The 25,067-nt window shown below is 31.4% G+C and carries 24 protein-coding genes; 6 read left to right on the top strand and 18 right to left on the bottom strand.

Features of this window, described 5'->3' with window-relative positions; all coding sequences use genetic code 11:
* Positions 1-307: 307 nt before the first annotated feature.
* From ACYSNW_RS12535 to ACYSNW_RS12475, 13 genes are all read right to left on the bottom strand, one after another.
* The gene (locus ACYSNW_RS12535) at positions 308-883 is read right to left on the bottom strand and encodes a TetR/AcrR family transcriptional regulator (RefSeq protein WP_461744977.1); all 576 of its coding nucleotides are present in this window, start codon (positions 881-883) and stop codon (positions 308-310) included.
* A 103-nt stretch (positions 884-986) separates the two neighbouring features.
* Entirely contained in the window at positions 987-1,676 is a 690-nt protein-coding gene (locus ACYSNW_RS12530) for an MgtC/SapB family protein (RefSeq protein WP_461744975.1), read from the bottom strand.
* Between the two features lie 253 nt (positions 1,677-1,929).
* Complete coding sequence (locus ACYSNW_RS12525) at positions 1,930-2,580, bottom strand: hypothetical protein (RefSeq protein WP_461744973.1); 651 nt, start codon at positions 2,578-2,580, stop codon at positions 1,930-1,932.
* 157 nt (positions 2,581-2,737) lie between these two features.
* Complete coding sequence (locus ACYSNW_RS12520; protein WP_461744971.1) at positions 2,738-3,253, bottom strand: GNAT family N-acetyltransferase; 516 nt, start codon at positions 3,251-3,253, stop codon at positions 2,738-2,740.
* A gap of 52 nt (positions 3,254-3,305) precedes the next feature.
* Entirely contained in the window at positions 3,306-4,586 is a 1,281-nt protein-coding gene (locus tag ACYSNW_RS12515; protein ID WP_461744969.1) for an HdeD family acid-resistance protein, read from the bottom strand.
* Between the two features lie 315 nt (positions 4,587-4,901).
* Positions 4,902-5,657, bottom strand: a complete 756-nt coding sequence (locus ACYSNW_RS12510) for a DUF4396 domain-containing protein (RefSeq protein ID WP_461744967.1) — start codon at positions 5,655-5,657, stop codon at positions 4,902-4,904.
* A 277-nt stretch (positions 5,658-5,934) separates the two neighbouring features.
* Positions 5,935-7,350, bottom strand: a complete 1,416-nt coding sequence (locus tag ACYSNW_RS12505; RefSeq protein ID WP_461744965.1) for a hypothetical protein — start codon at positions 7,348-7,350, stop codon at positions 5,935-5,937.
* Positions 7,340-7,906, bottom strand: a complete 567-nt coding sequence (locus tag ACYSNW_RS12500) for an RNA polymerase sigma factor (protein ID WP_461744963.1) — start codon at positions 7,904-7,906, stop codon at positions 7,340-7,342. Before ACYSNW_RS12500 ends, ACYSNW_RS12505 begins: the two co-directional genes overlap by 11 nt.
* 264 nt (positions 7,907-8,170) lie before the next feature.
* Complete coding sequence (locus ACYSNW_RS12495; RefSeq protein WP_461744961.1) at positions 8,171-10,738, bottom strand: cation-translocating P-type ATPase; 2,568 nt, start codon at positions 10,736-10,738, stop codon at positions 8,171-8,173.
* 1,135 nt (positions 10,739-11,873) lie between these two features.
* Positions 11,874-12,149, bottom strand: a complete 276-nt coding sequence (locus ACYSNW_RS12490) for a hypothetical protein (protein WP_461744959.1) — start codon at positions 12,147-12,149, stop codon at positions 11,874-11,876.
* Positions 12,150-12,387: 238 nt separating this feature from the next.
* On the bottom strand, positions 12,388-12,681 hold the full coding sequence (locus ACYSNW_RS12485) for a hypothetical protein (protein ID WP_461744957.1): 294 nt from the start codon (positions 12,679-12,681) through the stop codon (positions 12,388-12,390).
* A 298-nt stretch (positions 12,682-12,979) separates the two neighbouring features.
* Positions 12,980-13,273 (bottom strand): hypothetical protein, encoded by a 294-nt coding sequence (locus ACYSNW_RS12480; protein WP_461744955.1) that lies wholly within the window; start codon positions 13,271-13,273, stop codon positions 12,980-12,982.
* A gap of 231 nt (positions 13,274-13,504) precedes the next feature.
* Complete coding sequence (locus tag ACYSNW_RS12475; RefSeq protein ID WP_461744953.1) at positions 13,505-13,681, bottom strand: hypothetical protein; 177 nt, start codon at positions 13,679-13,681, stop codon at positions 13,505-13,507.
* Between the two features lie 279 nt (positions 13,682-13,960).
* On the opposite strand from ACYSNW_RS12475, the gene ACYSNW_RS12470 reads away from it, so the two are divergent.
* Together ACYSNW_RS12470 and ACYSNW_RS12465 are read left to right on the top strand one after the other, a co-directional pair.
* Complete coding sequence (locus ACYSNW_RS12470; RefSeq protein WP_461744951.1) at positions 13,961-14,164, top strand: DUF4177 domain-containing protein; 204 nt, start codon at positions 13,961-13,963, stop codon at positions 14,162-14,164.
* 200 nt (positions 14,165-14,364) lie between these two features.
* Complete coding sequence (locus ACYSNW_RS12465; protein WP_461744949.1) at positions 14,365-14,811, top strand: hypothetical protein; 447 nt, start codon at positions 14,365-14,367, stop codon at positions 14,809-14,811.
* Positions 14,812-14,839: 28 nt separating this feature from the next.
* Here ACYSNW_RS12465 and ACYSNW_RS12460 read toward each other — a convergent pair whose 3' ends face one another.
* The gene (locus ACYSNW_RS12460; RefSeq protein ID WP_461744947.1) at positions 14,840-16,234 is read right to left on the bottom strand and encodes a 6-phospho-beta-glucosidase; all 1,395 of its coding nucleotides are present in this window, start codon (positions 16,232-16,234) and stop codon (positions 14,840-14,842) included.
* A 148-nt stretch (positions 16,235-16,382) separates the two neighbouring features.
* Here ACYSNW_RS12460 and ACYSNW_RS12455 point away from each other — a divergent pair, with 148 nt between their 5' ends.
* Positions 16,383-17,375 (top strand): LacI family DNA-binding transcriptional regulator, encoded by a 993-nt coding sequence (locus ACYSNW_RS12455; RefSeq protein ID WP_461744945.1) that lies wholly within the window; start codon positions 16,383-16,385, stop codon positions 17,373-17,375.
* A gap of 220 nt (positions 17,376-17,595) precedes the next feature.
* On the opposite strand, the gene ACYSNW_RS12450 is transcribed toward ACYSNW_RS12455, so the two are convergent.
* Together ACYSNW_RS12450 and ACYSNW_RS12445 are read right to left on the bottom strand one after the other, a co-directional pair.
* The gene (locus ACYSNW_RS12450; RefSeq protein ID WP_461744943.1) at positions 17,596-18,216 is read right to left on the bottom strand and encodes a response regulator; all 621 of its coding nucleotides are present in this window, start codon (positions 18,214-18,216) and stop codon (positions 17,596-17,598) included.
* Entirely contained in the window at positions 18,217-19,332 is a 1,116-nt protein-coding gene (locus ACYSNW_RS12445; RefSeq protein ID WP_461744941.1) for a sensor histidine kinase, read from the bottom strand. It abuts the gene before it with no gap.
* A 145-nt stretch (positions 19,333-19,477) separates the two neighbouring features.
* Between ACYSNW_RS12445 and ACYSNW_RS12440 the strand changes: the two genes are divergently transcribed.
* From ACYSNW_RS12440 to ACYSNW_RS12430, 3 genes are read left to right on the top strand one after another with little or no spacing between them, the layout of a single operon-like run.
* On the top strand, positions 19,478-20,425 hold the full coding sequence (locus tag ACYSNW_RS12440) for an ABC transporter ATP-binding protein (RefSeq protein ID WP_461744939.1): 948 nt from the start codon (positions 19,478-19,480) through the stop codon (positions 20,423-20,425).
* Positions 20,426-20,446: 21 nt separating this feature from the next.
* Positions 20,447-21,589 (top strand): ABC transporter permease, encoded by a 1,143-nt coding sequence (locus ACYSNW_RS12435; protein WP_461744937.1) that lies wholly within the window; start codon positions 20,447-20,449, stop codon positions 21,587-21,589.
* A complete protein-coding gene (locus ACYSNW_RS12430) occupies positions 21,576-22,766 on the top strand; it encodes an ABC transporter permease (protein ID WP_461744935.1) in 1,191 nt (396 codons plus the stop codon). The genes ACYSNW_RS12435 and ACYSNW_RS12430 overlap by 14 nt, the downstream gene beginning before the upstream one ends.
* Positions 22,767-22,812: 46 nt before the next feature.
* Here the strand turns inward: ACYSNW_RS12430 and ACYSNW_RS12425 are convergent, their stop codons facing one another.
* Together ACYSNW_RS12425 and ACYSNW_RS12420 are read right to left on the bottom strand one after the other, a co-directional pair.
* Positions 22,813-24,081, bottom strand: coding sequence for an ABC transporter permease (locus ACYSNW_RS12425; RefSeq protein ID WP_461744933.1), 1,269 nt, complete (start codon positions 24,079-24,081; stop codon positions 22,813-22,815).
* Positions 24,074-24,973, bottom strand: coding sequence for an ABC transporter ATP-binding protein (locus tag ACYSNW_RS12420; RefSeq protein ID WP_461744931.1), 900 nt, complete (start codon positions 24,971-24,973; stop codon positions 24,074-24,076). The genes ACYSNW_RS12425 and ACYSNW_RS12420 overlap by 8 nt, the downstream gene beginning before the upstream one ends.
* Positions 24,974-25,067: the final 94 nt, after the last annotated feature.

Raw genomic sequence — 25,067 nt, 5'->3', positions numbered from 1 at the left:
AAAATAAAAAAAACGATAGCATAATTCTATACTATCAATTTTTCTTAATATTTGTCTATAATTAACTGCTTTTCTCATCTTATACTAATTATTACAGCTGATATTTTATTATTTTAATAATTTCTATTTTTCTCTTTTTTAAAATGAAGTATGCTTAATCGAAAAACTGAAAATATATTTCATTACTTCTATCCTACTATAAGATTAATAATCTATTGGTTTCCCAAAGCTTTATCCATACTAATAAATAACAATTGAAATTAAATTCACTTTCATAAACATAACATTTTCCCTTAATCAATCCCCCTTAAAAACTACTTAATAAATATTCTATATCTGCCACAACTAACTCCATTAATTTATATTGACCACTAAATAGACACCAATGACGAACATGGCTAGAAAAAATACTTGAAATAATTCTTGTTACTATCTCTACATTCAGCTCATCAGAAAACTCACCAGATTCAATTCCCGTCTCAAGATATTTTTGAACCATTCCTTCTTCAAATAAGCGCGTTTTTGAAGAAAAAGAATTATGATCAATCAAGGATTCTCCTAAATACTGCGATGTCGCATCTGCGCCTAAATACAAGCATTGATTGACATGCTCGATTGCAATCAATAAAATACCTTCTCGACTTGTTTTTGGTGCTAACTCAATTACTTTTGTTCTAATGTCTCGATCAAATCTATTATACATATAGGCTAAAATATCTGCTTTTGATTTGAAATGGTGATAAAATGCACCTACTGAATAACCTGATTCTTCACATAGATCTTTAATCGTGGTTTCTTTGTAACCTCTTTTAGCAAATAAAACAATTGCTGCTGAAATGATTGCTCGCTTCGCTTCTTTAGATTTGTTCTCTTGTTTACTCATTTTCTTCCTTCTCTCTTTTTGAGGTTGAGATAAATGTGATTTTTACTTTTGTCTTATCCACATAAAATAAGGATGAACATGCAGTTTGTTATCTTCTCTTTCATTATACATCTAACATTTCAATCCCCATTACACAATCAATTTCAGCAATTTCCTGAACAATTAAATGTTCTTCGAATGGACTGTGTGGTTTTATGGTATAAATATTAATATATTGTCTGATGCCATTCGAAATTTTAAATTGAGCTTCTATATGTCTAATATCAATACTATGCTTCTTAAAATATTCTTTTATTGACTCGTCCGTATTTTTATCGGTAAAAATGATTGCTATTTTTTTTACTGTATTAAACGGGATAATTTTATTGAAAGTCGCTAAAATAATTACAACCAAAATCGAACTCAATGAAGCCAATAAAAAATAACCCATCCCGACTGCTATACCGATTGCTGAAGTTGCCCATAGAGAAGAAGCGGTTGACAATCCTTTAATTCTTTTTTGAGTGACAATGATTGTTCCTGCACCTAAAAAACCAATCCCACTGATTATTTGCGCAATAATTTTTGTAGAATCTGCTGTTAAAACCCCTTTAAGTTGCTCATTATTTAATACAGCCGCAACGTTTTCAGCTGCTAATTCTTGTGCAACCATCGTTAAAATCACCGATCCTAAACAAACGAGATTATAGGTTCTTAAACCAGCGGGGCTACTTTTAGTTTCACGATTATAACCAATTATTGATGAAACTAACACACCAAAAAGTAATTTTTGTATAATACTAATCCAAGTCATAAGTATCGAATCCAATCTATATTTTAATTAGAAATTATCGTTCCCAGAGCTAAATAAAGATTAGCTCGATTTCATTTAACCAGCTAATCCAATTATACAAAAAAATCGACTTAAAATCATCCCTCCTTCGCCACTTTTAAGAAGGTAGGAAATTCATTATAAGTCGATTTGTTTTATTGTAATCAAAATTCCCAAGTAATTTTAACTTAATTGATTATTAAACAGAATAAATAATGTTGGTAAATTTTTTCTATTAATCAAGTTTATCAAAATCAATTAATTTTTGATCTATTTTTTCCATATCTTCATCTGAAATTTCATATTCTTTATCTGTATTTTCTTTAAGAACAACTGTTATTGATTCTTTTTTTCCATATTCAGGTTTATCAGCTTTTTCATTTAAAATATCGTAAATTTTTGAGAATACTTGATTTAAGATGTCTTCTTCAGTTGGAATATCACCATCATTGAGAATACTTTCTTCAAGTTCCTTCATTAATTCCCCTTGATATTTTTCAAGATCTTCATCAAAAGTTTCAAAAATGAGCAATGGCTCTATATCGATAGTCACTTCATACTCTTTATCTTTATTAAGTTTTCCTTCATTGACTGTATATTTAGTTTTTTTATACATCTTCATGAATAAATCGCGGTATTTGTCTTGTAAGTCAGACGACATTCCTTCTTCATCAAAAAGTTCCATCGTTTCATCTAGATTCTTACTATATAATTCTTCACATTCTTCTTTTGTTGCATTAGTATATTTTACGTATTCTTTAAATTCCCCTTTTGTTGCTGCATCTAACACACCATTAACATACCCTTTTGCATTAAATGAATTCCCACAACTTGCTAATAACATTATAGTAATTACTGATAAAAAAATTGTCGTTATTTTTTTCATTTTATTCTCCTTTGCTACTTATTTTACCAACATTTCTGATTGTTACATAAGTAGCATTACTTTTCAATATTTATTTCAAGAATAGACTAAGAAACCCTGGAATAATAGGAACTTGCTCTTGTTTATTGTTCCTTCTCCCATTAAGCGCTATATTTAATTACCTAGTTTTTCTTGCTATAAATAAATAGTGAGGCATGTCTATCCCACGATAATGTTTAATAAATCTTTTTAATACAATCATCCCATTACGAATTGCAACATTCATTGATGCAATATTTGTATCTCTTATAATCGAAACTACTTCGTTTGTTTTGAGAACAGTAAATGCATATGCTTTCACTGCGTTAGCCGCTTCAATCATATAACCGTTTTTCCAAAATTCACTATTAAGATGATAACCTATTTCTACATAATCTTGTCCAGCTACATTTTGATCAATCAAGCCGCATTCTCCTATAATTGCACCATCAGATTTTCTTTCAATCGCCCAAAGACCATATCCTTTTTCTTCATATAGTTGTAAGTTCCATTTTAACCATGCTTTGATTTGTTTATCATCAAAAGCGCCTTCGTACGCGTACATAACCTTATCACTACCAAGAAACCGCTGTAACTGTTTTTCTTCTCCCAATCTCCATTCTCTTAAAATCAATCGTTCTGTTTCTAAAATCATTCTCTATCTCCTCTTTACAAACTTCATTTTTTCTGTCATAAAAACTACCCAATTACGCTTTATTATAAATATGCAGTGTTTCTACGATACTCGTTGGTTTTTGAAATTCATTTAATAGAAAATCTAAATACGTTCCTGGTGTCAAAATCCCATTAATCGTCAATAAATTGATTCCAGTTGGACCTAAAATTGTATCTGCCAATAAAACACAATTCGTTGTTAAAACAAAATACGTTTTAAACATCCCATGATGAAATTTATGTAATTGACAATCCGTTTTACGTGTCAAACAGCTTGCATAGTCGCTATATACCTCATCAGGATTTCTTTGCGCATGAGATTGCCAAACAAATGATGTCTCGCATAAACTAGCTATTTTTTTCCGAATCCCATCACGTTGTTCAACTGTCAATTTGATTCCAAAACAAAACAATGTCTTTTTGTCATGCGCAATACAAAATGGAATATACTGATCTCTTTTAGCTCCTGTTGTTAATACACCATCACCAACCATTTCAAACAAAAGAGATGAATCGGCATCATAGTTACCATAGGAAACAACTTTTCCTTCAAAAGATAAATCCATATGACCAATCGAACCGAAACTTTTTTCTGTCACATGAATCAAGATTTCTAATTCTGGAATTTCCTTTTCTTTTGTTTCTTCGATTCGTTTTTCAATTTTTAAAGTCAGCCCTTTTGTTTGACTACCATTGGAAGATAAATACTCATTCGTTTTTTTCAATACAAAACGAGGAAGCAATGCCTCCACTAAGACAGGAGGTGTAAGTCGGATTTTCCTTTTAACATTAGTAAAAATATCGTTTGCAGCAAAAAAACGAAACCCTGTTAAAATATTAGTCATTCCCGCTAATATCATATATGTACTTAAAAATAACAGTATTTGACGTTGAGACAAAAAAAACGAGAAAAGCAAACTGAGTCCAATTACACTCTGACAAATCCCATTTACAAGTAAACCCATTCGACCAGAAGTATGATTGCTACGAAAATCCCAATATTTTTCTAATAATGCAACACTTTTCACTAAAATATAAACACCGAAAAAAAACATTAAAAAAACAAATGAAACATCAGAGAAGAAACAAAGCAGAGCTAATGAAAACTCTACTAGACTTTTTAATAACCAATTTTTTTTATGTTTTGAAAATTGGAAGAAATGGGAAATACCATTCATAATTAAGATGATTGGTAAAATCAAATTAAAGACTGAAAAAATCAAGCTCGATTCATCAATAATTAAAAAACCACAAATAATTAAAATGATTCCTGTAAATAGCAAATAAAGTTGATTAAAACGAACAGCATTCATACTTCTTCCTCCAATCTATTGTTACAAGTTTATGATAGCAAATTCAAAAATAAATAGCTATTTCAAATCAACCAAAAAAGTAACAAATTTTTTAATATAAGATTATACCTATTTTGTATTAAAATTAAACAGAAAAAGTGGGTAAGACAAAAGCAGCTCCGAGAAACAAGAAGGAATTTCCGAAAATGACAAGAAACACGAATGGTTTCCTTTCGATGTCGAATGATTCCTACTTGGCTCTAGGAGCTAACCACGTTTGTCCTTACCTGCTTTTTACACTTATATTATTCCATTCAAGAGTGCTTATTTTAGCTCCTACATTCTTTCCTTGATTCCTATTTTTATCAAAAACCAATTCATCGGATAGGCTGTGCAAAAACCTACTAACATAGCCAATTGCATCATAAACCAAAAAACTGGAGAATTTGCTTCGATTCTTCCACCAAACCAATGAGGAAATAACCATAATTGGCTAAAAGCAACTGTCGCATACATTCCAACTTGCCAAGCAGTTAGTGACAGCGTATCTGCTTTAATTGCTGCTAAAATTCCAGCCTTTTCCCCTAGATGTTTCATTGGTACAATAGCAAAATATTGAAAACTGACACCAATTATATAGGCTATTATAAAGGCCAAAACAAATCCTGCATATAAATTATTCCCAAAAATCCAATGGTATCCACCAACTACATATAAACTTGGGAAAAAGAACAACAACCATTCAATAATCAAATCTGCTAATGTACAACCTGCTCCGCAATGACACGTCCCAATAAAAACTGAAACTGGCATAGGCTTCGTTGGCATTTGACTCATATCCATATTAGTCATATCCATTTTCATCGTTTTCTCTTTATCATCGGATTTTGATCGCCCCCACTTGTTATAAGCTAAGACCCAAATTAGGGAACCAAATAATGTCGTTAATGGCCAAACAAGATTCATGATTTTCATTTTTTGCGGATTTTTTTTGACAGTAAATGCAACATAAATAAACGATCCTATTGATAATACTAAACTAATCCAAGAAATGACTACAAGCCATTCTGGAATTACAAGTCCATTTTCCAATTATTCCACTTCTTTCTATTGTCATTCAAATTTCCTGCAGATAAAATAACACACGAAATTTAATTTTTCATCGCTAATCATCCCATAAGCAGTCTACATCTAGCGATAAAAAAATGCAATTAATAACTTATCGCCTTTTTTTAAAATTTTATTTAATCAATTCAATTATCATTCATTAAAAGTGGAGCATTTTACTTTTATAAAAAAATCATCCAAACCAAAACTAGTAATCAGTTTTAGCTTGAACGATTCAACATTTATTGTTCTTATTTCATTTCTAAACGAATGAAAAATTCACTCCATTAATTTCAAGTTCAGCAACTTTTTCGATATCTAAGTAGTCATTTGTAATTTGTACTTTATTCTCTGAAATACTTTCATTATTTTCAAGAGATAGATGCTGACCATAATCAATGGTTTCGCCATTTTTCATTTTTACTTTTATACTCAAAGCTTCCTTTGTCTGAGTCTTTCCTTTGTAAGTAAAACTTAAACTAAGTGGAGACAAACGAACATCGTTCAATTTCAGTGTTTCATCACCACTAACTATTTCTTGATCCTCAAACTTTAACGTTGGTAAAGGTTGTGGTTCTTTTAATTTAATTGCCCAAAAGCCATTTTGAATCGTTTCATATTCTCTACTGACAATCTTTAGCTTATAATCGCCCAATTTTTCTTTAGAAATATCAAAAATCATTTCATCGTAATCACTACGACCGGTTTCATTACTATGTGTTCCTTCGTCTACACTAAAACTTGCCATCGGCTGAATCTCTTCTTCTGTTTTAGTGTCAATTAATGTCACAAAGGTAAAAAAACGTTCAATCGTATTAGGCGATTTTATTTGTAGATGTAAAAAATCATCTTTATACGTACTATTACTTAAAATAACTTGTTGTTTCTCTGATAAAACGTGATTTATTTCTAGTGGTTTCAGGCCTGTTTGGTTCAATTCCTCCCATTTTAACCCGTATTTTTTTAATTGTTCTTCATCCGCTCCACCACCACTTGCTTCTTGTTTAGAAAGGTCTAGCCATGTTGCTTTTTCATTTAACGTAGAAACAAAATCAAATATTTTTACTTCTTCCTCGTCCTTTTTTCCAGTAAAAAATGATTTTAAAAGATAACCTGGTGTTACTTTTTCATTCTCTAAAGGCGCAATGGCAGTTGTTAAAATAGTTGCTGTTTTCGTTTTTTCATCATAACTCATCACGTGACTATTACCACCGCCATTCATTTGCCAGTTATCAATAATCGTCCCACTAGCTAAACGATTCTCGGTCAAATCGGTTAATTCCGATAAGAAATACGTTGTATCGCCATCTTTAAACGTGGCTAAAGCTTTTAATCTTAACCCCTGATCTTCAACTGATTCTGTTAATTTGTCACTGTTCATTAAAACTTTTTCAGCATGAGTTCCAAATAATTGATAATAAGCCTTTTTTAGATTATCTTTTTGAGAGAAGCCAACCGTCACTAATAAGGTAGCTGAAGCGGCTAATATAATCAGTTTCTTTCCAATTTTTTTAGGTTTTTTTCGACCTGTTTTGTGTGTTGAGGTTTGTTCAGTAAATCGTGCTTGAATATTTTTTAAATTTTCTTCTGTGAATGGCTGACTGTATTTTAATAAATCGTCTAATTGCTCGTCGGATAAATGCTCAATTGGTAAGTTATTTTTTTTGTTATTCTCCATGATCTAAAATCCCCTCCACAAAATTCTGATAGTCTAACGTTTCTTGTAACTTCTTTTTCCCACGATACAAAAAATTATCGACCTGTTTTGATGATAAATTCATTTTTTGATGAATTGTGCTTGGTTTTTCATTGTAGAAAAATCGCCGAATAAATATTTCTCTGGTTGGTTCTTTTAAAGTTGCGATTGCATCATATAAGGCTTGCCACTCTTGTTCTTCAATAGGCAGTTGGATTGTTTCAATTACTTCATCATCAAATAATGAAACAATATTCCGTTGATTTTTTTTAATTTTGTTGATAGCTAAACTTCGAGTCATAACTGCTAAATAGTTTTTCAATGATCCTTTTTCTGGTTTAAATTTTTCTGGATTTTGCCAAAATCGAACAAAAGTATCACTAACTACCTCTTCAATGTCCATAACAGCAGTTTGTGTCTTACTCGTTATAATTGTTCCAGCAACTGCCCAAAGTAATTTTGAATAGTCTTTAATGATTTGTTGAAAAGTATCTTCATCTCTATCCAACAACTTTGCATAAGCTAATTCATTTTCCATTTCTCCACCTCAATTTCATCTTTCACTAATAATACAAACAAAAAAATGAAATTCCTCACTTTTTCTAAAACTTTTTTCAGTCATACTCTAAATCACTTAGTTTTATAGTATAATCAAGCATTTTTTTATTCATCACGTCAAAATAAGCAAAAACTCATAAAAATTCCAAAAACAATTTTCATGAATCTTCGCTTATTTTCAATTTTTTCTATTATTAATAAATGATATTCTTACTTATCTACTGACATGAGTAGTTTGTTCTTATCAATGTTTTTTGCACATTTCATTATTCATCCGTTTAACTGAAGTTAACTGGCTATTTTTTATTAATTTGACTATATCATACCAAATAACCGAAACAAAAGCGAAACTAATTGTAAAAAGTAGCTCAGAAATAGATAGTGGCGATAAATCTAATATTCCGCTGATTGGTGAGTAAATCAAGGCAAGCAAAATCCCAATCGTTCCACCCATGATTCCCCAGATTACTTTATCTTTACTCATTGCTAAAAAGGTTTTAAAGGCAGACTCTGTATCTGAACTATTGACTTGAACCAAAAAAACATTTGCAAAAATCAATACACTTAAACCGATTGTTCTAGCCAATTCGTCATTTTGCGGATTTTGAAGTAACGTATAATAATAACTACCAAAAGAAGCCAGAAAAATGACCAATCCTTGAATCATACTTTTCGTAAATAGACTGAAAGAGAGGATATTTTCTTTTGGATTTCTCGGTGGTCGTGACATAATGTTCTTCTCACTCGGTTGTCTCTCTAATACAATAGAACAAGTTGGATCAATAACCAACTCTAATAAAACCACGTGGATTGGTAGTAAAAACAAAGCGGCTTGAGGAACTCCGAGTAGTGGAGCGGCCAATGCACTTAATGCAATAGGAACATGAATCACAAAGATATACCCAATGGCTTTTTTAATATTATCATAAATACGACGGCCGTCTTTGATTGTATTGACAATTGTTGAAAAGTTATCATCTAATAGAATCAAATCAGCAGCTTCTCTAGAAACTTCAGAACCTCTTTTTCCCATAGCAATTCCAATATCAGCGTACTTTAAAGCAGGTGCATCATTAACTCCGTCACCAGTCATAGCGACAACTTCATCATTTGCCTTAAACGCTTTTACGATTCGCATTTTATGTTCAGGTGTTACACGAGAGAATATATTTACTTCTTTTACGATTTCTTGCAATTCTAGATCACTTAATGTATCCAATTCTTTCCCAGTTACTACTTTATCTAAATGATCAATACCAACTTTCTTAGCAATTGCACTAGCAGTAATTCCATTGTCACCAGTAATCATTACTACACGAATCCCAGCTTGATGGCATCGTTGAATATCTTCTTTCACACCAAGTCTTGGTGGATCCGCCAAACCAACCAAGCCACAAAAATTTAGCTCGCACTCTTCGATTCTTTCAGGAATATCGTATTCATTAGCTACTACTGCGGAAGCAACTGCAATGACTCTAAGCCCTTGCGCCGACATCTTTTCGATTTTTTGATTGATTATTGCTTCTTCAGGTAATGATAAACGACAACTTGAAAGAATGCTTTCAGGCGACCCTTTGGCAGCAATGACAATCTGTTCATTTTTTTGCCAAACATGCCCCATCATTTTTAATTCATCTGTGAACGAATACTCTGTAATCAACTTTCCATTGAATAACTCATTTTTTGTGATATTATGCTGTTCACAATAATCTAACATGGCTATTTCCATTGGATCATAAGGTTCTACCTCACAAGCTAAACCCATTAATTCAATCATTTCTTTTTTATCTTGTGTTACTAATTCAGTGACCGTCATTTGATTCATCGTAATCGTTCCTGTCTTGTCAACACATAAAACCGAAACAGCGCCCATTGTTTCAATAGCAGGCAGTTTCCTAACCAATGAATTCTTTTTAGCTAAACGCCAAGCTCCCATTGATAAAAAAACAGTCAAAACCACTGGGAATTCTTCTGGAATCAATGCCATAGCTAGTGTAATACCAGATAAAACACTTTGAATCAAACGGCTTTTTAATGATAAATCAGAAGCATCGATAAACGTGAAAAGAGCTACGAGAAAAAATAAAACGAACGCAATAGTCGAACTAACCTTTACTAGTTTGTTGGTTTGCTTTTCCAACGGTGATGGGCTTGTTTCTGCTTCTACTAGATGCTTGCCAATCTTACCGTACTCAGTCTCTGTACCAATTTTATCAACTAAAACAATAGCACTACCAAAAGTAACTAGGGTACCGGTATAACAATAATCATCCCGCCAATAACTTTGTTCTTGAGTTAAAAATTGTTCTGTTTCTGCAATTTTTTTCCAAACCGCTTCTGCTTCACCAGTCAAAGATGATTCATCGACTTTCAAATCATTTGCCTTTACAACAAATCCATCGGCAGGTATTTTACTCCCCTCTTCAATGAACATCAAATCTCCTGGAACAAGTAATTCGCTTAAAATTTCTATTTTCTCACCATTTCTGATTACAGTAATATGGGGAGCAGATAAATTTTTTAAAGCATGTAGCGTTTTGTCTGTTTTCCATTCTTGAACGACTTCAATACTGATGATTACGATAACAAAAATAAGCATAATGCTTCCATCTAAAGGCTCACCTAAAACAAAATAAACAATCGATGCAACAATTAACAGTAAAAACATTGGTTCAGTTAAAATATGCCCGATTTTACTCAAGAATGACTGTTTCTTTTCATCCATAATTTTATTTTTACCATATTTATTTTGATTGACTTCAACCTCAGGATTAGTCAATCCATTCCAGTTAATTTCTTTTAATTTTACCACCGATTTTTCCTCCTAAGAATATATACTTTTTACTTATATTCTTAAAGAATCTGGAATGATTGCTTTGATCATGATTGGTCTTCCATTTTGATAGACAAGAATCACGGCTGTTCTCTCCCTTAAAAAAGTAATTGAGTATTTACAATACTATTCAGGGATTCGTTTAGTCAATAATTAGTTTTTTTTAAAGGGGCTATGCAAATGGTTATTTGATTTTCTGTAAAATGAATTAGTTATACCTAAAAATTTTCTGAAAATATACCTTAGAAGAAAAAAAGCAGTTTAATTTGGTAAAAAATGACGTATAAAAATTTATTTTTCTTGAATAAATCGATTAAATAGTGCTATATTATTAACAAGAAAATCAATTAATAGAATTTTAAAGAATAGATAGGGGAAATCCTTTATGACGAGGTTTACTAGTTTTTTAGTCTTACTTTTATTTGTTTTTATTGGCTACTCACTTTCGCTATTGCCTAATACTCATTTTTTGTTATTTTTTAGTGTACTAGTTATTATGTTATGTGTCATAGTATCTAAATATATTCAGAAAAAATAGCTTTTTCTGGTGAATCGTCTGGAACAAAATACTGATTTTTCATCTTATTTATTTTTAAATTAATAGTTAAGATTAAATTAGTTTGACAAGACTATTCATGTTCTTAGTATTATGTTGTTCAGTAAAGTTTTTTCTTCAAATTCATCCGATTTACCAAATATAAGCAGCTTCCTCATTTTGAATCATTGCATCGATAAGTTCTTTACATGTAACTATTTATAATCCACCTAGAGTACCATGTTGTGTTTTCGGATATGGATTAATAATATAATAGATTGCTGTTTTTTCGCTCTCTTTATGAGTCGCATAACCAACTACTAAAACCATGTGATTTGCTTTAGGCATATTTGAATACAAATGATAAAGGTCAACAGCAACAAAAGATGGATAACCAGTATCAATGTTCGTTCTTATTCTTTTTTCAAATAATTCTGCTATTTCTTGCCCTTGCTCCTCATTTATTATCTGTACATGATACCCTGATTCATCTTCTGATACTAACTCTTTGTTAAATAGATATGAATTAACTGTTTTAGCTAAATCCTCATATTCTGTTCCAGTTTTCCATACGGGTATTCATCTGACTCGCAAGCATTTCTTGTGAAACGTAAAAGCATAATGATCTAGAAGCATTTGAACTGTTGCAGGAACGCAATAGTAATTGGTTTCTTGAAATTGCTGTTTAATAGTTATCATTTGTTTTTTTTCTATCTCAATCCCCAAAACACTTTCTTTTACTTCTTCTAAAGAAATTTTTTTTACGTCTCCTTCACTTGTCGATATTTCTGGTTCATTAGTACTTGTCCATTTTTCCTCTTCAAAATCATCAAATAGTAGCGTTACTTTTTTCATGTAAATTAACTAAGTCAACTTGACTTGGTATATTACTTTTTTTAAACAAAAAAATAGTGGTGAATAAGAGAACTAATACACCGAAAAAAACTATACTTATTTTTTTATTTACCATTGTATTCCCTCCATAATTAAGCGTTATCATTTTTTTAGTATTCAAGAATTATTTGACTAAGAAAAGGCTTAAACTCGCTTTATATCTTGCTTATTTACTTGTTGAATCATAACTTTTGTAATTTTAATTATTAAAATAATAGCCGGCAACATAATAATTTAAACGTGTTTTCGACACTTCATATTCATCAAATATCGTATTAGTCGATTCTTCATAAGAAGGAGGAGTAACTTTATAAATTTTCTTTCCCTCACTTGTGTCTAATTGGTCAATTTTACAAGAAAAAGCTCTCGAAAAATCTCCTTTTGAAAAGATTGACATTCGTATCGCTTTTTCTGGCGTTTGGTGACAATAAAAAAACAAAACAATCAACAAAAATAGACCTATTAGTGTCCAAACAACTCTTTTTATTTTCATTTCCCTTCATCCTAACTTTTTTTCAAACTTATTTTTATTTTATTAAGGATTAACTAAATCTTTACTATCATTTTTATCCGATTGAACTAAAAAAATTTAAAGAAACAATACATTATCTAATCACTAAATGTTCATGATTTATTCAAGTAAAAAGGCATAACACTTGGTTAATTACCGAAATTATAAGTGCTTTAGAGCTCATAGTTCTACTATTAGTAATTTTGTTGTCTCTCTAATACGCATCTTATGCAAATTTTTTTACGAGATATTTTCCTTGAAAATTTATTCACTCTGACACTTATACTCTTCGATGACGAAAGGTAAAATGAATAACAAAAAAAGCAGGTAATAAGATAAAAATAAAGATTCCCCATAAATATATATTCCCTAGAGTAATTAATATCGAAATGACCACGCCAAAATTAATAATACTAAAATAGAACCCTTCTTTTTGATTTTCCGATTCAGAATTATATCTATATGAAAGATAGATTGAAAAGACTACGCCAAATATAACTAAAAATATAGCAGATAAATAATATAGCTTTCCCATTTTATTTAAATAAGTCAGCATTGCTGCTGCTTTTTCCAAATCGTCAGAACCACCTATAGAATTGAATTTACGGGATAGCTCCTTATTCATTAAACGAATATTCCATAAAAATATTACTGATAAAAAAGATAGCTATATTCAACTATTCTATATTTGGGTTTATAATCTATCCAAAATTTACTTTTCACGATTCACCTCTTATTTTGTCATAAAAAAATACTTCCCATTTATTTTACTTTGCTACTCATCTCAACTTAATACTATCTATAATCATTTATTTTTTTTATTATATTCTAAGAAATAAAAATAAATTCCTATTCCTAAAAATAAAAATGATGCAGCAACTAATGGTAAATAAAGAGAATAATTGAAGTAATCCCAAATTAAAGCTGCAACAAATGTTAGTATTCCTGCAATAATGTATAAAGTGCCTGAGATTAAATACATAGAAACGCTCCTCTGTTTTTCTTCTATTATATCATTATTAACCACTGCTTGATGCTTAAGTAAAAAAATATTCGTTAGACCTAAAAGATAAATCGTTACTTTTGAAATAGGCAAACATAAATGATTTATATAATCCAGAAAAAAATAAAAAGGTTACTTATCCTTTTTTTATTCTAATTGACTATTCAGGGGTAAAAAAAGGCTGTTCAGGAAAAAAATGCCTTTTTCGGCTATGATTACGTATACTTATAGTAATGAATAAAGAGGAGGAATTATTTTATGTACACTTATAAAAATGAAATTTTAACTACTTCAAGAAAAATGGGATTTAAAGATACTATCAATGCATCAGATCTAGCAAAATTAGATGAATTAATGAATGAACGAGCAAAAGACGGTTGGCAACTTACCACGCATTCGTACATCTCAGATTTTTCCCGCACGCAAAGTGCCTTTTTGATTAGTTTTAAAAAGAAGCAATAAGCGGCACATGCTTGGGACAAAAATAGCCACTGCACTCGACTTCGACCAACCCCTCCATACTGAAGTAAAATATGTTAGTACTATTGATGAAAGAAAATCATCTACGACTTTAGAATGAAAAAAATGAATAGATAAATCAGTCTTTCGCTCGATTTCGATGAAACGATTTTATGAGAAGATAGATACAAGAGGTGATATTAATGAAAATCAAATTGAAAAGACAAACAACTTGGGGATCTGTTCGTTACTTTACGATTTATAAAAATGGTGTTAAACAAGGAAAACTATTTAATAGTCTCTCAACAGATTTAGAGGTTGAAGTCGGGGATGTTTTAGAATTTAGAGAAGGTTTATTTAAATTTTGTAAAAAAGTAGTGATTACAAATGAAACGAAAGAAGTAATTATTAGCACAACTGAAAGTATCCAGCAATTATTCTTAACTTTTACCCTTTCTTTCTTAGCTCTGTCTTTCCTTTGTTATTCAATTGATTCGTTAAAAATATTTTTATTCGCAGAAGTTTCGATTTTTCTACTACTGAATCACTTATTTAGACATCTTTCCTATCGCTTTATTATCTTACCAACACCTTTGAAAGAGTCTAAATCGATTCATACTATACATTTAAACAACGCGCACTCCCATTAAAAGGAATGCGCGTTGTTTTTTGTTTAATTTAGTTTGTTTTCATTAATTCAGTTACATAAGCAACTGTTTCGGGTTGCTCTTTTTCGATTAATTCGATTGCTTCAGCAAAATTAGGTAGATATTCTTTATGAGCGATTAATAATTCGTCTAATAAAGTTCTTGCCATAGAGCCACCTGGAACTAATGGATTGATCGTGAATGCATGTAAAGCAGCGCCGTAATCACCATCAATTGCCGCACGAATAACTGTTTCTTCCATGCCTTTCATTACTTGGATAATTCCTCTTGCAGCTGGTGGGAATGCACCCCAATTGTAAGGTTCATGTCCATGTGCAGTCACAGGCCCTGACACCTCTACCACACAATCATAAGGCAAATCTGTAATTGTCCCATTATTTTCTGTCGAAACAACCATATCTGTACGCTTATCATTATAAATTGAAGCAATCAATTCGCATGCAGCATCACTATAATGAGTTCCGCCACGTTGTTCTAATTCTTTTGGTTTATAATCTAAATTAGGATCTTTATACAATTCGAATAAACGTGCTTCTGTTTCTTTTACTACTTGAGCGCGTGTTTCGCCTTTTTCAAATTCTTCAATCGAGTGAGCTAACATCTCATCTTCAATATAGTAGTATCTGTGGTACCCACAAGGTAACATTCCTAAATCTTTAATTTGTTCATAGTGGAACGGTGCATTATGAATATTCTTCAAATGACTTTCAGAATCTTCTTGTGGTCCATAAATCAAATCAATTAATTCTTGTGTTCGTTCATTTCCTTGTTTATCCCATACACGATGCCAATGGAAGTGATTAATCCCAGCAAATTTAAAGAATAAATCATCTTCAGGGATTCCTAGTTTTTCTGCTGCTTGTTTTCTATGGCCAATTGGTACGTTACATAGACCAGCTGTCTTCTTCCATCCGCCATGTTTGATTGCAGCTTCTGTTACCATCCCAGCTGGATTTGTAAAGTTGACTAGCCAAGCATCTGGACAAAGTTCTTTCATATCTTCAATAATACCTAAAATGACTGGAATTGTACGGAAGGCTTTAAACATTCCTCCAGCACCGTTTGTTTCTTGTCCTAATACACCATGAGATAACGGAATACGCTCATCTTTGATTCGAGCATCAAGTAAACCCACACGGAATTGAGTTGAAACAAAATCTGCATCTTTTAAAGCAGCACGACGATCTAAAGTTAAATGAACTTCCCAATCTAAACCAGCAGCTTCAACCATTCGTTTAGCCATTGCACCTACGATTTCTAACTTTTCTTTTCCTTTTTCAATATCTACTAACCAAATTTCCTTAATTGGTAATTCATCTTTTCGTTTGATGTAGCCTTCGATTAGTTCTGGAGTGTAACTTGATCCTCCACCAATTGTTGCAATTTTCAATGCGTCTCTTGTCATGGGTTTCCCTCCTGATTTTTGTTCAGATTCCTCTGATATCGTTTACATTCTTATCATAAATTGTGGGAATGTTCCCATGTCAAGCCTTATTTTCATTTTTTTTATGTTATACTGAAAAAAAGTTTATTTTTTTAAAGGAGTATCGAAAATGACTACGATTATAGATGTTGCTAAGGAAGCAAACGTTTCAAAATCCACTGTTTCTCGCGTTTTATCTGGAAATGGCTACGTTAGTTCAGAAAGTCGCAAAAAAGTTATGGCTGCAGTTGAATTACTAGGTTATACACCAAATCTTATCGCTCGTAATTTACAAAGTGGCGAAACAAAAACAATTGGCTTTTTGGTTCATAGTTTTATTGGACCTTTAACAATTTTTTTAGAATCATTTATTTCAATTGCAAAAAATCATAATTATTATGTCACGCTATTTTTTACCGACGGAGATAAGAAAAAGGAAATCGAGGCGCTCAATCAAATGAAATACAAACAATTAGATGCTGTTTTTATTTTAACTCGAGCAAATGAATGGGAAGTTATTGAACCCTATAGCAAATATGGTCCTTTAGCTACTTGGCATCGAATTGACTCTAACAATATTTATTCTTCTTATGTTGATCATTATACTGGTTATCTATCTTCTTTAAATTATTTATGGCGCAGAGGATATCGTGAAATTGGTCATGTTTTGAGTAACCCAAAAAATTTGAATACCAAAGCACGTTTAAAAGCAATCGCCGAATTTGAACAAGAACACAAAATAGAATCGCCAAAAGAATGGCTTTTCAACGATCAAGTTCGCTTAGACTATGGTCGCCAGATTGCTCATATTTGGCATAAAATGAAAAAAAGACCTCAAGCGATGGCCTTTTATACCGATTCTGCCGCTGCAGAGTTTATCTCCGAATTACAAATTCTTGGCTACTCAATCCCAGGAGAAGTTGCTGTAATTGGTTTTGACAATAGTGAAATCAGTAAATTAATGCATATTACTACTGTCGATTATTCACTAAAATATCAAGCTGAAAATTCTTTTATTTATCTTTATAATCAATTGAATAACGATTGTCTTAAAGAACGAAAAATGGCAATTAAACTAATTGAACGTGATACCGTTCCTGATAATTCTGCAAAAAGCGAGTGATAAAAGTAAATAGAACTTTTATCACATGTGCTAAAACCAAAAAATGCAAGAGCTAAAGCAACGTCTACAGAAATAAACGACAAACGACAACAATTAAAGCTAAATCCAGTCATTTGTCGTTTATTATCTTAAAATCTGTCATTCTGTCCAAACTCATTTAATGAACTAAGACCTTACTAAATTTTTTTACTTTGTTAATCTTTCAATTAGATTTTTAAGTTTATTTAGTTTTATAATAAAAAATCGCTAACTGCGTTCGATCTCTTAGTTCTAATTTTTCCAACATCGAACTTACGTAATTTCTTACCGTCCCTTCACTAAGGCAAAGATTTTGAGCAATTTCTTTATTGTTGTATCCTTCTGCTATCTCACATAAAATTTCCTGCTCTCTTTCATTCAGATTCCCTTCAAAATTATTTTCATTATTCTTTCGATTCAATAAATTTGGCATTAAACTAACAATCTGATCACCAAAGACTGATTGTCCAACAAGAACTGCTTTAAGAGAAGGAATAATCGAATCAAAATTTTGTTTTAAAATATAACCTTTTGCACCTATTTTTAGCGACTGAATCACATATTCGTTATCCAAAAAAGTCGTTAGAAAGATGATTAACGCTTTGGGATTGTTTTTAAGAATGATTTCAGCAGCATCCAGTCCTGTCATTTCCCCCATTCGAATATCCATCAATAAAATATCTGGTTGTTCTTGTTGATAAAGAGTAATGGCTTCCTGACCAGATTTTCCTATTCCCACAACATCAATATCTTTTTGAGCACTTAAAATCGTTTTTAAAGATAGGCTAACCAATTGATCATCATCTACTAATAATACACGCATTTATCTTTCTCCCTTTTTCGTTTTTGGAACAATTGCTAACACTTGAAACCCATCACTCAGTCTTTCAACCGTTAAATGTCCCCCTTGTTTATTGATTCGTTCTTTCATACTAGCAAGCCCCATTCCCGTTTCAATGGGACTTTTAGATGAACCAATACTATTGGTGCCATTATCCTTAATTCGTACACGATAAAACGCTGGCTGTTCTACTACTTCCAAAATGACCTTGGTACTTTGGGCATGCTTCATTACATTTGCTAATGACTCTCTAATGATCATCAAAAAGTCCATTTTCAATGACGAGCTTAATTGACTAGTAATCTTATAGGTCAATTCTATAGAACTATCTTGAAAGTTATCGACAATGTGAACTAAAGACTGTTCTAAATTTAACGAATCATCATGAAGATCATGTACACTCTCTCGAATATTATCCATTCCTTCTTGAACAGTAGCATTTAATAAAGCCAAGGGTTCTTTTAAATTTTCATCTTGATTTAGGACTCTCAACGCACCAATTTGAATCAGCGAACTAGATAATAGATGACCCACATTGTCATGGATATCTCGAGCAATTCGATTTCTTTCCTCAGAAATGCCCAAATTAAGGTTTAAATTTTGTTCTTTAATCAAGTTTAGATTTTGTTGATTTAGTAAAAATTGTTGTTCTTTGCTTGATAAGTCAAGTTGATCAAATTCTTGTAATAACCGACTAATTTTTTCAGCTTGGGTTTTTAAATATAATGCTGTGACTAGTAAAAAGAAGTAACTAATAATAATTGCCATATTATTGATATCACTTACCAGAATCAACATACCACCAAGCGCAGAAAAAAGTAAATAGGTATAAGATTTTTCCTCATCAATTAAGTCATACAATAATACAGGGAAAAAAAGCACATACTTTGAAAAGTAAATAACTAAAAGAATTGTCCCAAATAAAACAAGGATATTAATCAATTGCTTTTTCATATAAAAAAGCAACAGACTACTAGCGATAATCAATAATACAAAAATAACATCTTTTTCTACAAAACGCATTTGATTAATATTTAGCAAACATCCAATCAATAAAAACAATTTATTACGTACATTATTTCTCAAATCAATCGACATTTCTTAAAACGCTCCTTAACAATGTGACATTTGTCACTTAAAGTTTGGACAATCGTCACTACATAAATAACAATAAATAATTTATAGTATTAGTATACCTGATAAACAATAAAAACACAGATTTTTTTATGAAGGAGTTTTTTTTATGATAAACAATCAACCAATTATTCAAGTAACTGACTTAGTTAAAAAATACGATAAATTGACTGCATTAGATCATTTCAATTTGACCGTCGAAAAAGGCGAAGTTCTAGGTCTCCTTGGACCTAACGGTAGCGGTAAATCAACCTCAATTAACTGTATCTTGTCTCTTTTGACCTATGATGCTGGTGAAATCAAACTATTTGGTGAAAAAATGGCACCAGATAAACAAAACCTTAAAAGAAAAATCGGTGTTGTTCCTCAAGATGTTGCTGTGTTTGAAGAATTGACTGTTTATGAAAATATTGATTATTTTTGTGGACTATATGTTTCTGATAAGGCAAAAAGAGCTGCTTGTGTTGCAGAAGCCCTTCGAATTGTTCAACTGGACGAATTCAAAACTTTCTATCCGTCAAAACTAAGTGGTGGACTAAAAAGACGATTAAACATTGCTTGTGGCATCGCACATGAACCAGAACTAATATTCTTTGATGAACCAACCGTTGCTGTTGATCCTCAAAGCCGAAACAAAATTTTAGAAAGTATTCAAGAGTTGAACAGTAAAGGTGCAACGATTGTTTATACGTCACACTATATGGAAGAGATTGAACAAATTTGTACTAAGATTGTTATTATGGACAAAGGTTTTACTCTAGCAATCGGAACAAAAGAAGAACTTAAGCGCATGATTCAAACGAGTGAAAAATTACAATTGGATCTTCCAACTTGTACAGATGAACTAATTCAAGAAATAAAAAGTTGGCCTGGTGTATTACAGGTTCATTATGATGGTACAACGCTTAAACTAGACACATTAAAAGAAGAAAAAATATTATTAAAATTACTTCATCATTTAGAAACAACGAATCTATTATTTGGTGATTTTTATAGTTTACAACCAACTTTAAATGATGTCTTTTTAGAAATCACTGGAAAACAATTAAGAGATTAACGATTATTTGGGAGGAAAACTATGTTCAATCACCTATTACACTACCGCATAAAACAATTACTTAAAAGCAAAAGTATCTTTTTTTGGAGTCTATTCTTTCCTATTATTTTAGCTTGTTTTTTTAAAATGGCTTTTAGTAATTTAGATGATGAATTCAATTTTAATACAATTCCTGTTGCAGTTGTTGAAACTACTACAACAGAAGAAAACAGTCGCTTTTCAGAAACAATAAAAGCAGCGGAAAATAATGATAAAAAAATCTTCAACGTTCAATCATTGAATGAAAAAGAAGCACAAAAAGCGCTTAAAGAAAATAACATAAGTGGTTTTTACTTATTAACAGAAGATGAACCTACCTTAATTCTTAATAAAAATGGCTTCAATCAAACATTTTTAAAGGATTTTTTACAGCAATTTGTTTATGTTAATGCTTCAATGAAAGATATTATTAAAGAAAAACCTGAACAATTTTCTGATGAAATCATCAAAGAGCTTATAACAACAAAAACATATACTGATAAAGTAAAATACAGTGAAAACGAACCAAAATCAACCTCACTTTACTTTTTCACAGTCATTGCCATGGCTTGTATGTTTGGAATGAATTGGGGAATCAAAAATAGTGATGAAATTCAAGCAAATCAAAGTCCAACCGGCATTCGTATGGGCATGTGCCCAGTTAATAAATCAAGTTTAATTTTAACTAATTTATTAGCTGCCTTTCTAATTTTCTTTACTGAAATGATGATTATTTTAAGCTTTATTCATTTTATCTTACAAGTTGATTTCGGCAATCGTTGGTCATTGATTTTACTGACTTGTTTTGTTTCCTGCTTATTAAGCATCTCCTTAGGTTCTTTGGTAGGAAGTGCAATTAAAGGAAATTACAATTTAAAGTCAAGCATCGTCACTGCTGTGTCTGTATTTGGCGGTTTTCTGTCTGGAATGATGTTCCCTGACATGAAATATTGGATTGATAAGTATGCTCCTTTCATTGCTTGGATCAATCCAACCAGTTTAATTACCGATGGACTTTATAAACTATTTTACTATACAGACTTAACTAGCTTTTATATGACTATTATTACCATGGTGATTTTGACAATAATAATCAATGTTGCCAATTATCTAATTATGAGGAGACAAGCGTATGCCAGTATTTAAAACATTTTTTACAATTGTAAAAAAAAATAAAACGAGTTTCATCTTAGCCATTGCAATCAATCTGGGAATTACTTTTGCTTACGTAATGACAAATCAGTCTGAAAATAATAATAATTTTAAAGCTGAAAAAAGTAAAATTGCTGTTATAAACAAAGATACAGGTGCTGTTGGAAAACAATTAGAAGATTATTTAAAAGAGCAAACAACTATCGTGTCAATCGATACTTCAGAAAAAGGTCAGCAAGATGCCCTTTTTTTCAAAGAAGTAATGTATATTTTAACAATCCCAGCTGATTTTTCAGAAAAATTAGCAAATGATGAAGTACCCAAATTGCCAACAAAATCTGTTCCAAATTCTCAAGCTGACTTTCAAGCTTCAGCGTTAACCAATCAGTATATTAATAAAGTTGCTTTTTATACAAAGAATTTCCCTGAGAAAAATGAAAAAGAAATTTTAGCAATGGTTGCCACAAATTTAGCTAATAAAGCAGAAATCACTTTTAAAGCAAATCAAACCACAGCAGATACAAAAGATATGTCCGCAAGAATTTTCAACTTACTTGCTTATGGATTATTTATGACTATTTTATCTTCAATTGGTTTAGTGAGTATCTCAATGAATCGAAAGGATATTAAAGACCGCAATAACTGTTCGCCGTTATCTGAACGCAAAAGAAGCTATTTCTTTTCCTTAGCCGTAGTTATTTTTTCTATCCTAAGTTGGATTATATTTGTTGGAATTAGCTTAGTCCTATCAAAATCAAGTCTGAGTGCTCCAATGACTCAACTAATGCTTTTGAACTCTCTCGCATTTCTATTGACAATGGTCAGTTTATCAGTTGTCGTTTCTTATTTTGTTACTACAACAGAAATGATTGCTGGATTGAATAATATCCTAATTTTAGGAACTTGTTTTATTAGTGGTGCATTTGTTCCCCAAGAATTTTTAAGTGAACCCGTTCTTAAAATTGCTTCCTTTTTTCCAACGTATTGGTTTATTACTAATAACAATTTATTAGCAAGTGTAGAAGTTTATTCAAGTAAAACGTTAAAAGAATTCTATTTTAACATCGGAATTTTAGTATTGTTTTCATTAGTCTTTACTTTGATTAGTTTTATTATTCGGAGAGAATCTGGTGGTTTGAAGAAGAAAAAATTAATACTGAAAAATGCGTGAATAAAAAAACATCCTAGGAACGATCCTAGAGATGTTTTTTCATTTTTTATTTTGCTGTTTGTTTCCGTTCGTTTTTCAAAATAGAAATTGATTGTTTTAATGATTTCAATACGCCACCATCACTGTAGACTAGTACATTTGATTTATAAAGTTTGGCTGAAAACATCGTTAATAAAAGACAGAAAACTAATAATATCCCAGCTGAAATCGTTGCGCCAACAATTGAAACGGTATCACTTGCCAAGCGGATAGGCATAGTAAATGACGAAATCAACGGAATATATGAAGTGACTTTAATGACAATATTTTGTGGATCTGCCGAACCGATAGAAACCCCAATGATATAACCAATCATCGCTAAATACATGATTGGTTGAACTGCTTTTGCTGTATCTTCTGGTTTCGATACTAAGGAACCACATAAAGCTGCCAAGACAGAGTATGATAATATTCCTAAAATAAAGAAAATCAATGTGAAAACTAAGAAGCTGCCCCAAATATTTGCAGCAGACATTCCACTTAAAATATTTTTAACAAAATCGATATTTTTTAATTGAGTAAATCCAATGGCAAAAGAAGCACCATAAACTACAAGTTGTGTTAGCACAACTAAAATGACCCCTGTTAATTTACCATAAAAATGAGTTTGCGCTTTAGTACTTGATAAGATCACTTCCATGATCCTAGAACCTTTTTCAGAAGCAATTTCCTGCGCAATGATCGAAGAGTATAGAGCAATGATCATAAATAGAAAAACAGTTGCAATAAATGATACCGCAGTTTGAATAGTAGAATTGTCTTCTCCCGTCGTCATCTTTCCATCATCTTTAAAGTTTACTTTTACTTTTTTGAAATTAGCTGTTTCACTTAAACTCGCAACTTGTTCTTGCGTCAATCCCAGTTTAGATGCATTTAGCGAAGATTGTAGGCCATTGAGCATTTGTTCCATCATTAATTCTGTCGTCGTACCTAAAGAAGTTTCTGCAAATAATTCTCCTTTGATTTTCTCACCGGACGTATCTAACACTAAAAAACCATCAATATCGCTATCTTTCAATTTCTCTTCTGCTTCTTTTTCAGAAGAAACGACTTTGAATGAATAATCAGCTGATTTAGCTTGCGCTAATTGTTCAGACAATTCTTTGTTATCTGATACTAAGCCAATGGTTGTATCTTCCGAAAAACCCCCTGCTAGAGTTCCAGCAAGATAAATAACGCCCATCACAATAAACGGAACTAAAATCATAATAATAAAAGCTGCTGATTTAACATTCTTTTTATATACATCTTTCGCTATAATCCAAAATTTACTCATTTGGCTCACCTGCTTTCATCTTAAATATTTCTTCCAGTGTTGGTGGCTGTTGATTAAACATTGAAATATAGCCGTATTCTGTAGCACGAGCAAAAATTTCTTCACCCGCTTTAGGATCTGTTAAAGTAACTTCCAATACTTTATCTGGTCTAAGATTAGCTGCCTTAACCCCATCTATAGACAACACGTCTTCTTCAGTCAATGGCGATTCTAAAAAGACTTTTGTACGACCAAAACTTTCTCGTATCTCATGAACCTGACCATCCAAGACCATTTCACCACTTTTTAACATAATTAAATGATCACAAATTTTTTCAACATTATCCATATTATGACTAGAAAAAATAACACAAGAACCATTTTTCTTCAATTCAATAATGCCATCCTTCAATAATTCCGCATTGACTGGATCTAACCCACTAAAAGGTTCATCTAGAATAATCAATTTAGGTTCGTGGATTAACGTCGCGATTAATTGAACTTTTTGTTGATTCCCTTTTGATAAAGCTTTGACCTTATCCGTTTTTTTTCCTTTTACTTTGAATTTTTCCATCCATTCATCAATTTTAGGTTCAATTTCTTTTTTTGTTTTCCCTCTTAGTTCAGCAAAATAAATCAATTGATCTTGAATACTTACTTTGGGATATAGACCACGTTCTTCTGGCAAATAACCAACTGTATTATAATCTTTATCTGTTAATTGATGCCCATTCCATAACACCGTCCCACTATCAGGTGTTAAAAAATCTAAGATAAGTCGAAAGGTCGTTGTTTTCCCAGCTCCATTTTGACCAATCAATCCTAGTATTTTGCCATCTGGTATTTCAAATGAAATATTATCTACTGCTGTGTAGTTCCCAAATGTCTTTACTAAGTTTTTAACTTCTAACATTTTCCTATTCCCTCCTATATTAACCCACCATTAAAAAAACACAGATTTATCTTCAATTTTTTCTTAGAATTTTTTAATCTGATAGTATTAGATT

Source organism: Enterococcus sp. LJL99 (assembly GCF_054871725.1).
The sequence above is the reverse complement of the archived record's forward strand: the minus strand, read 5'-3'. Positions and strand labels throughout refer to the sequence as shown.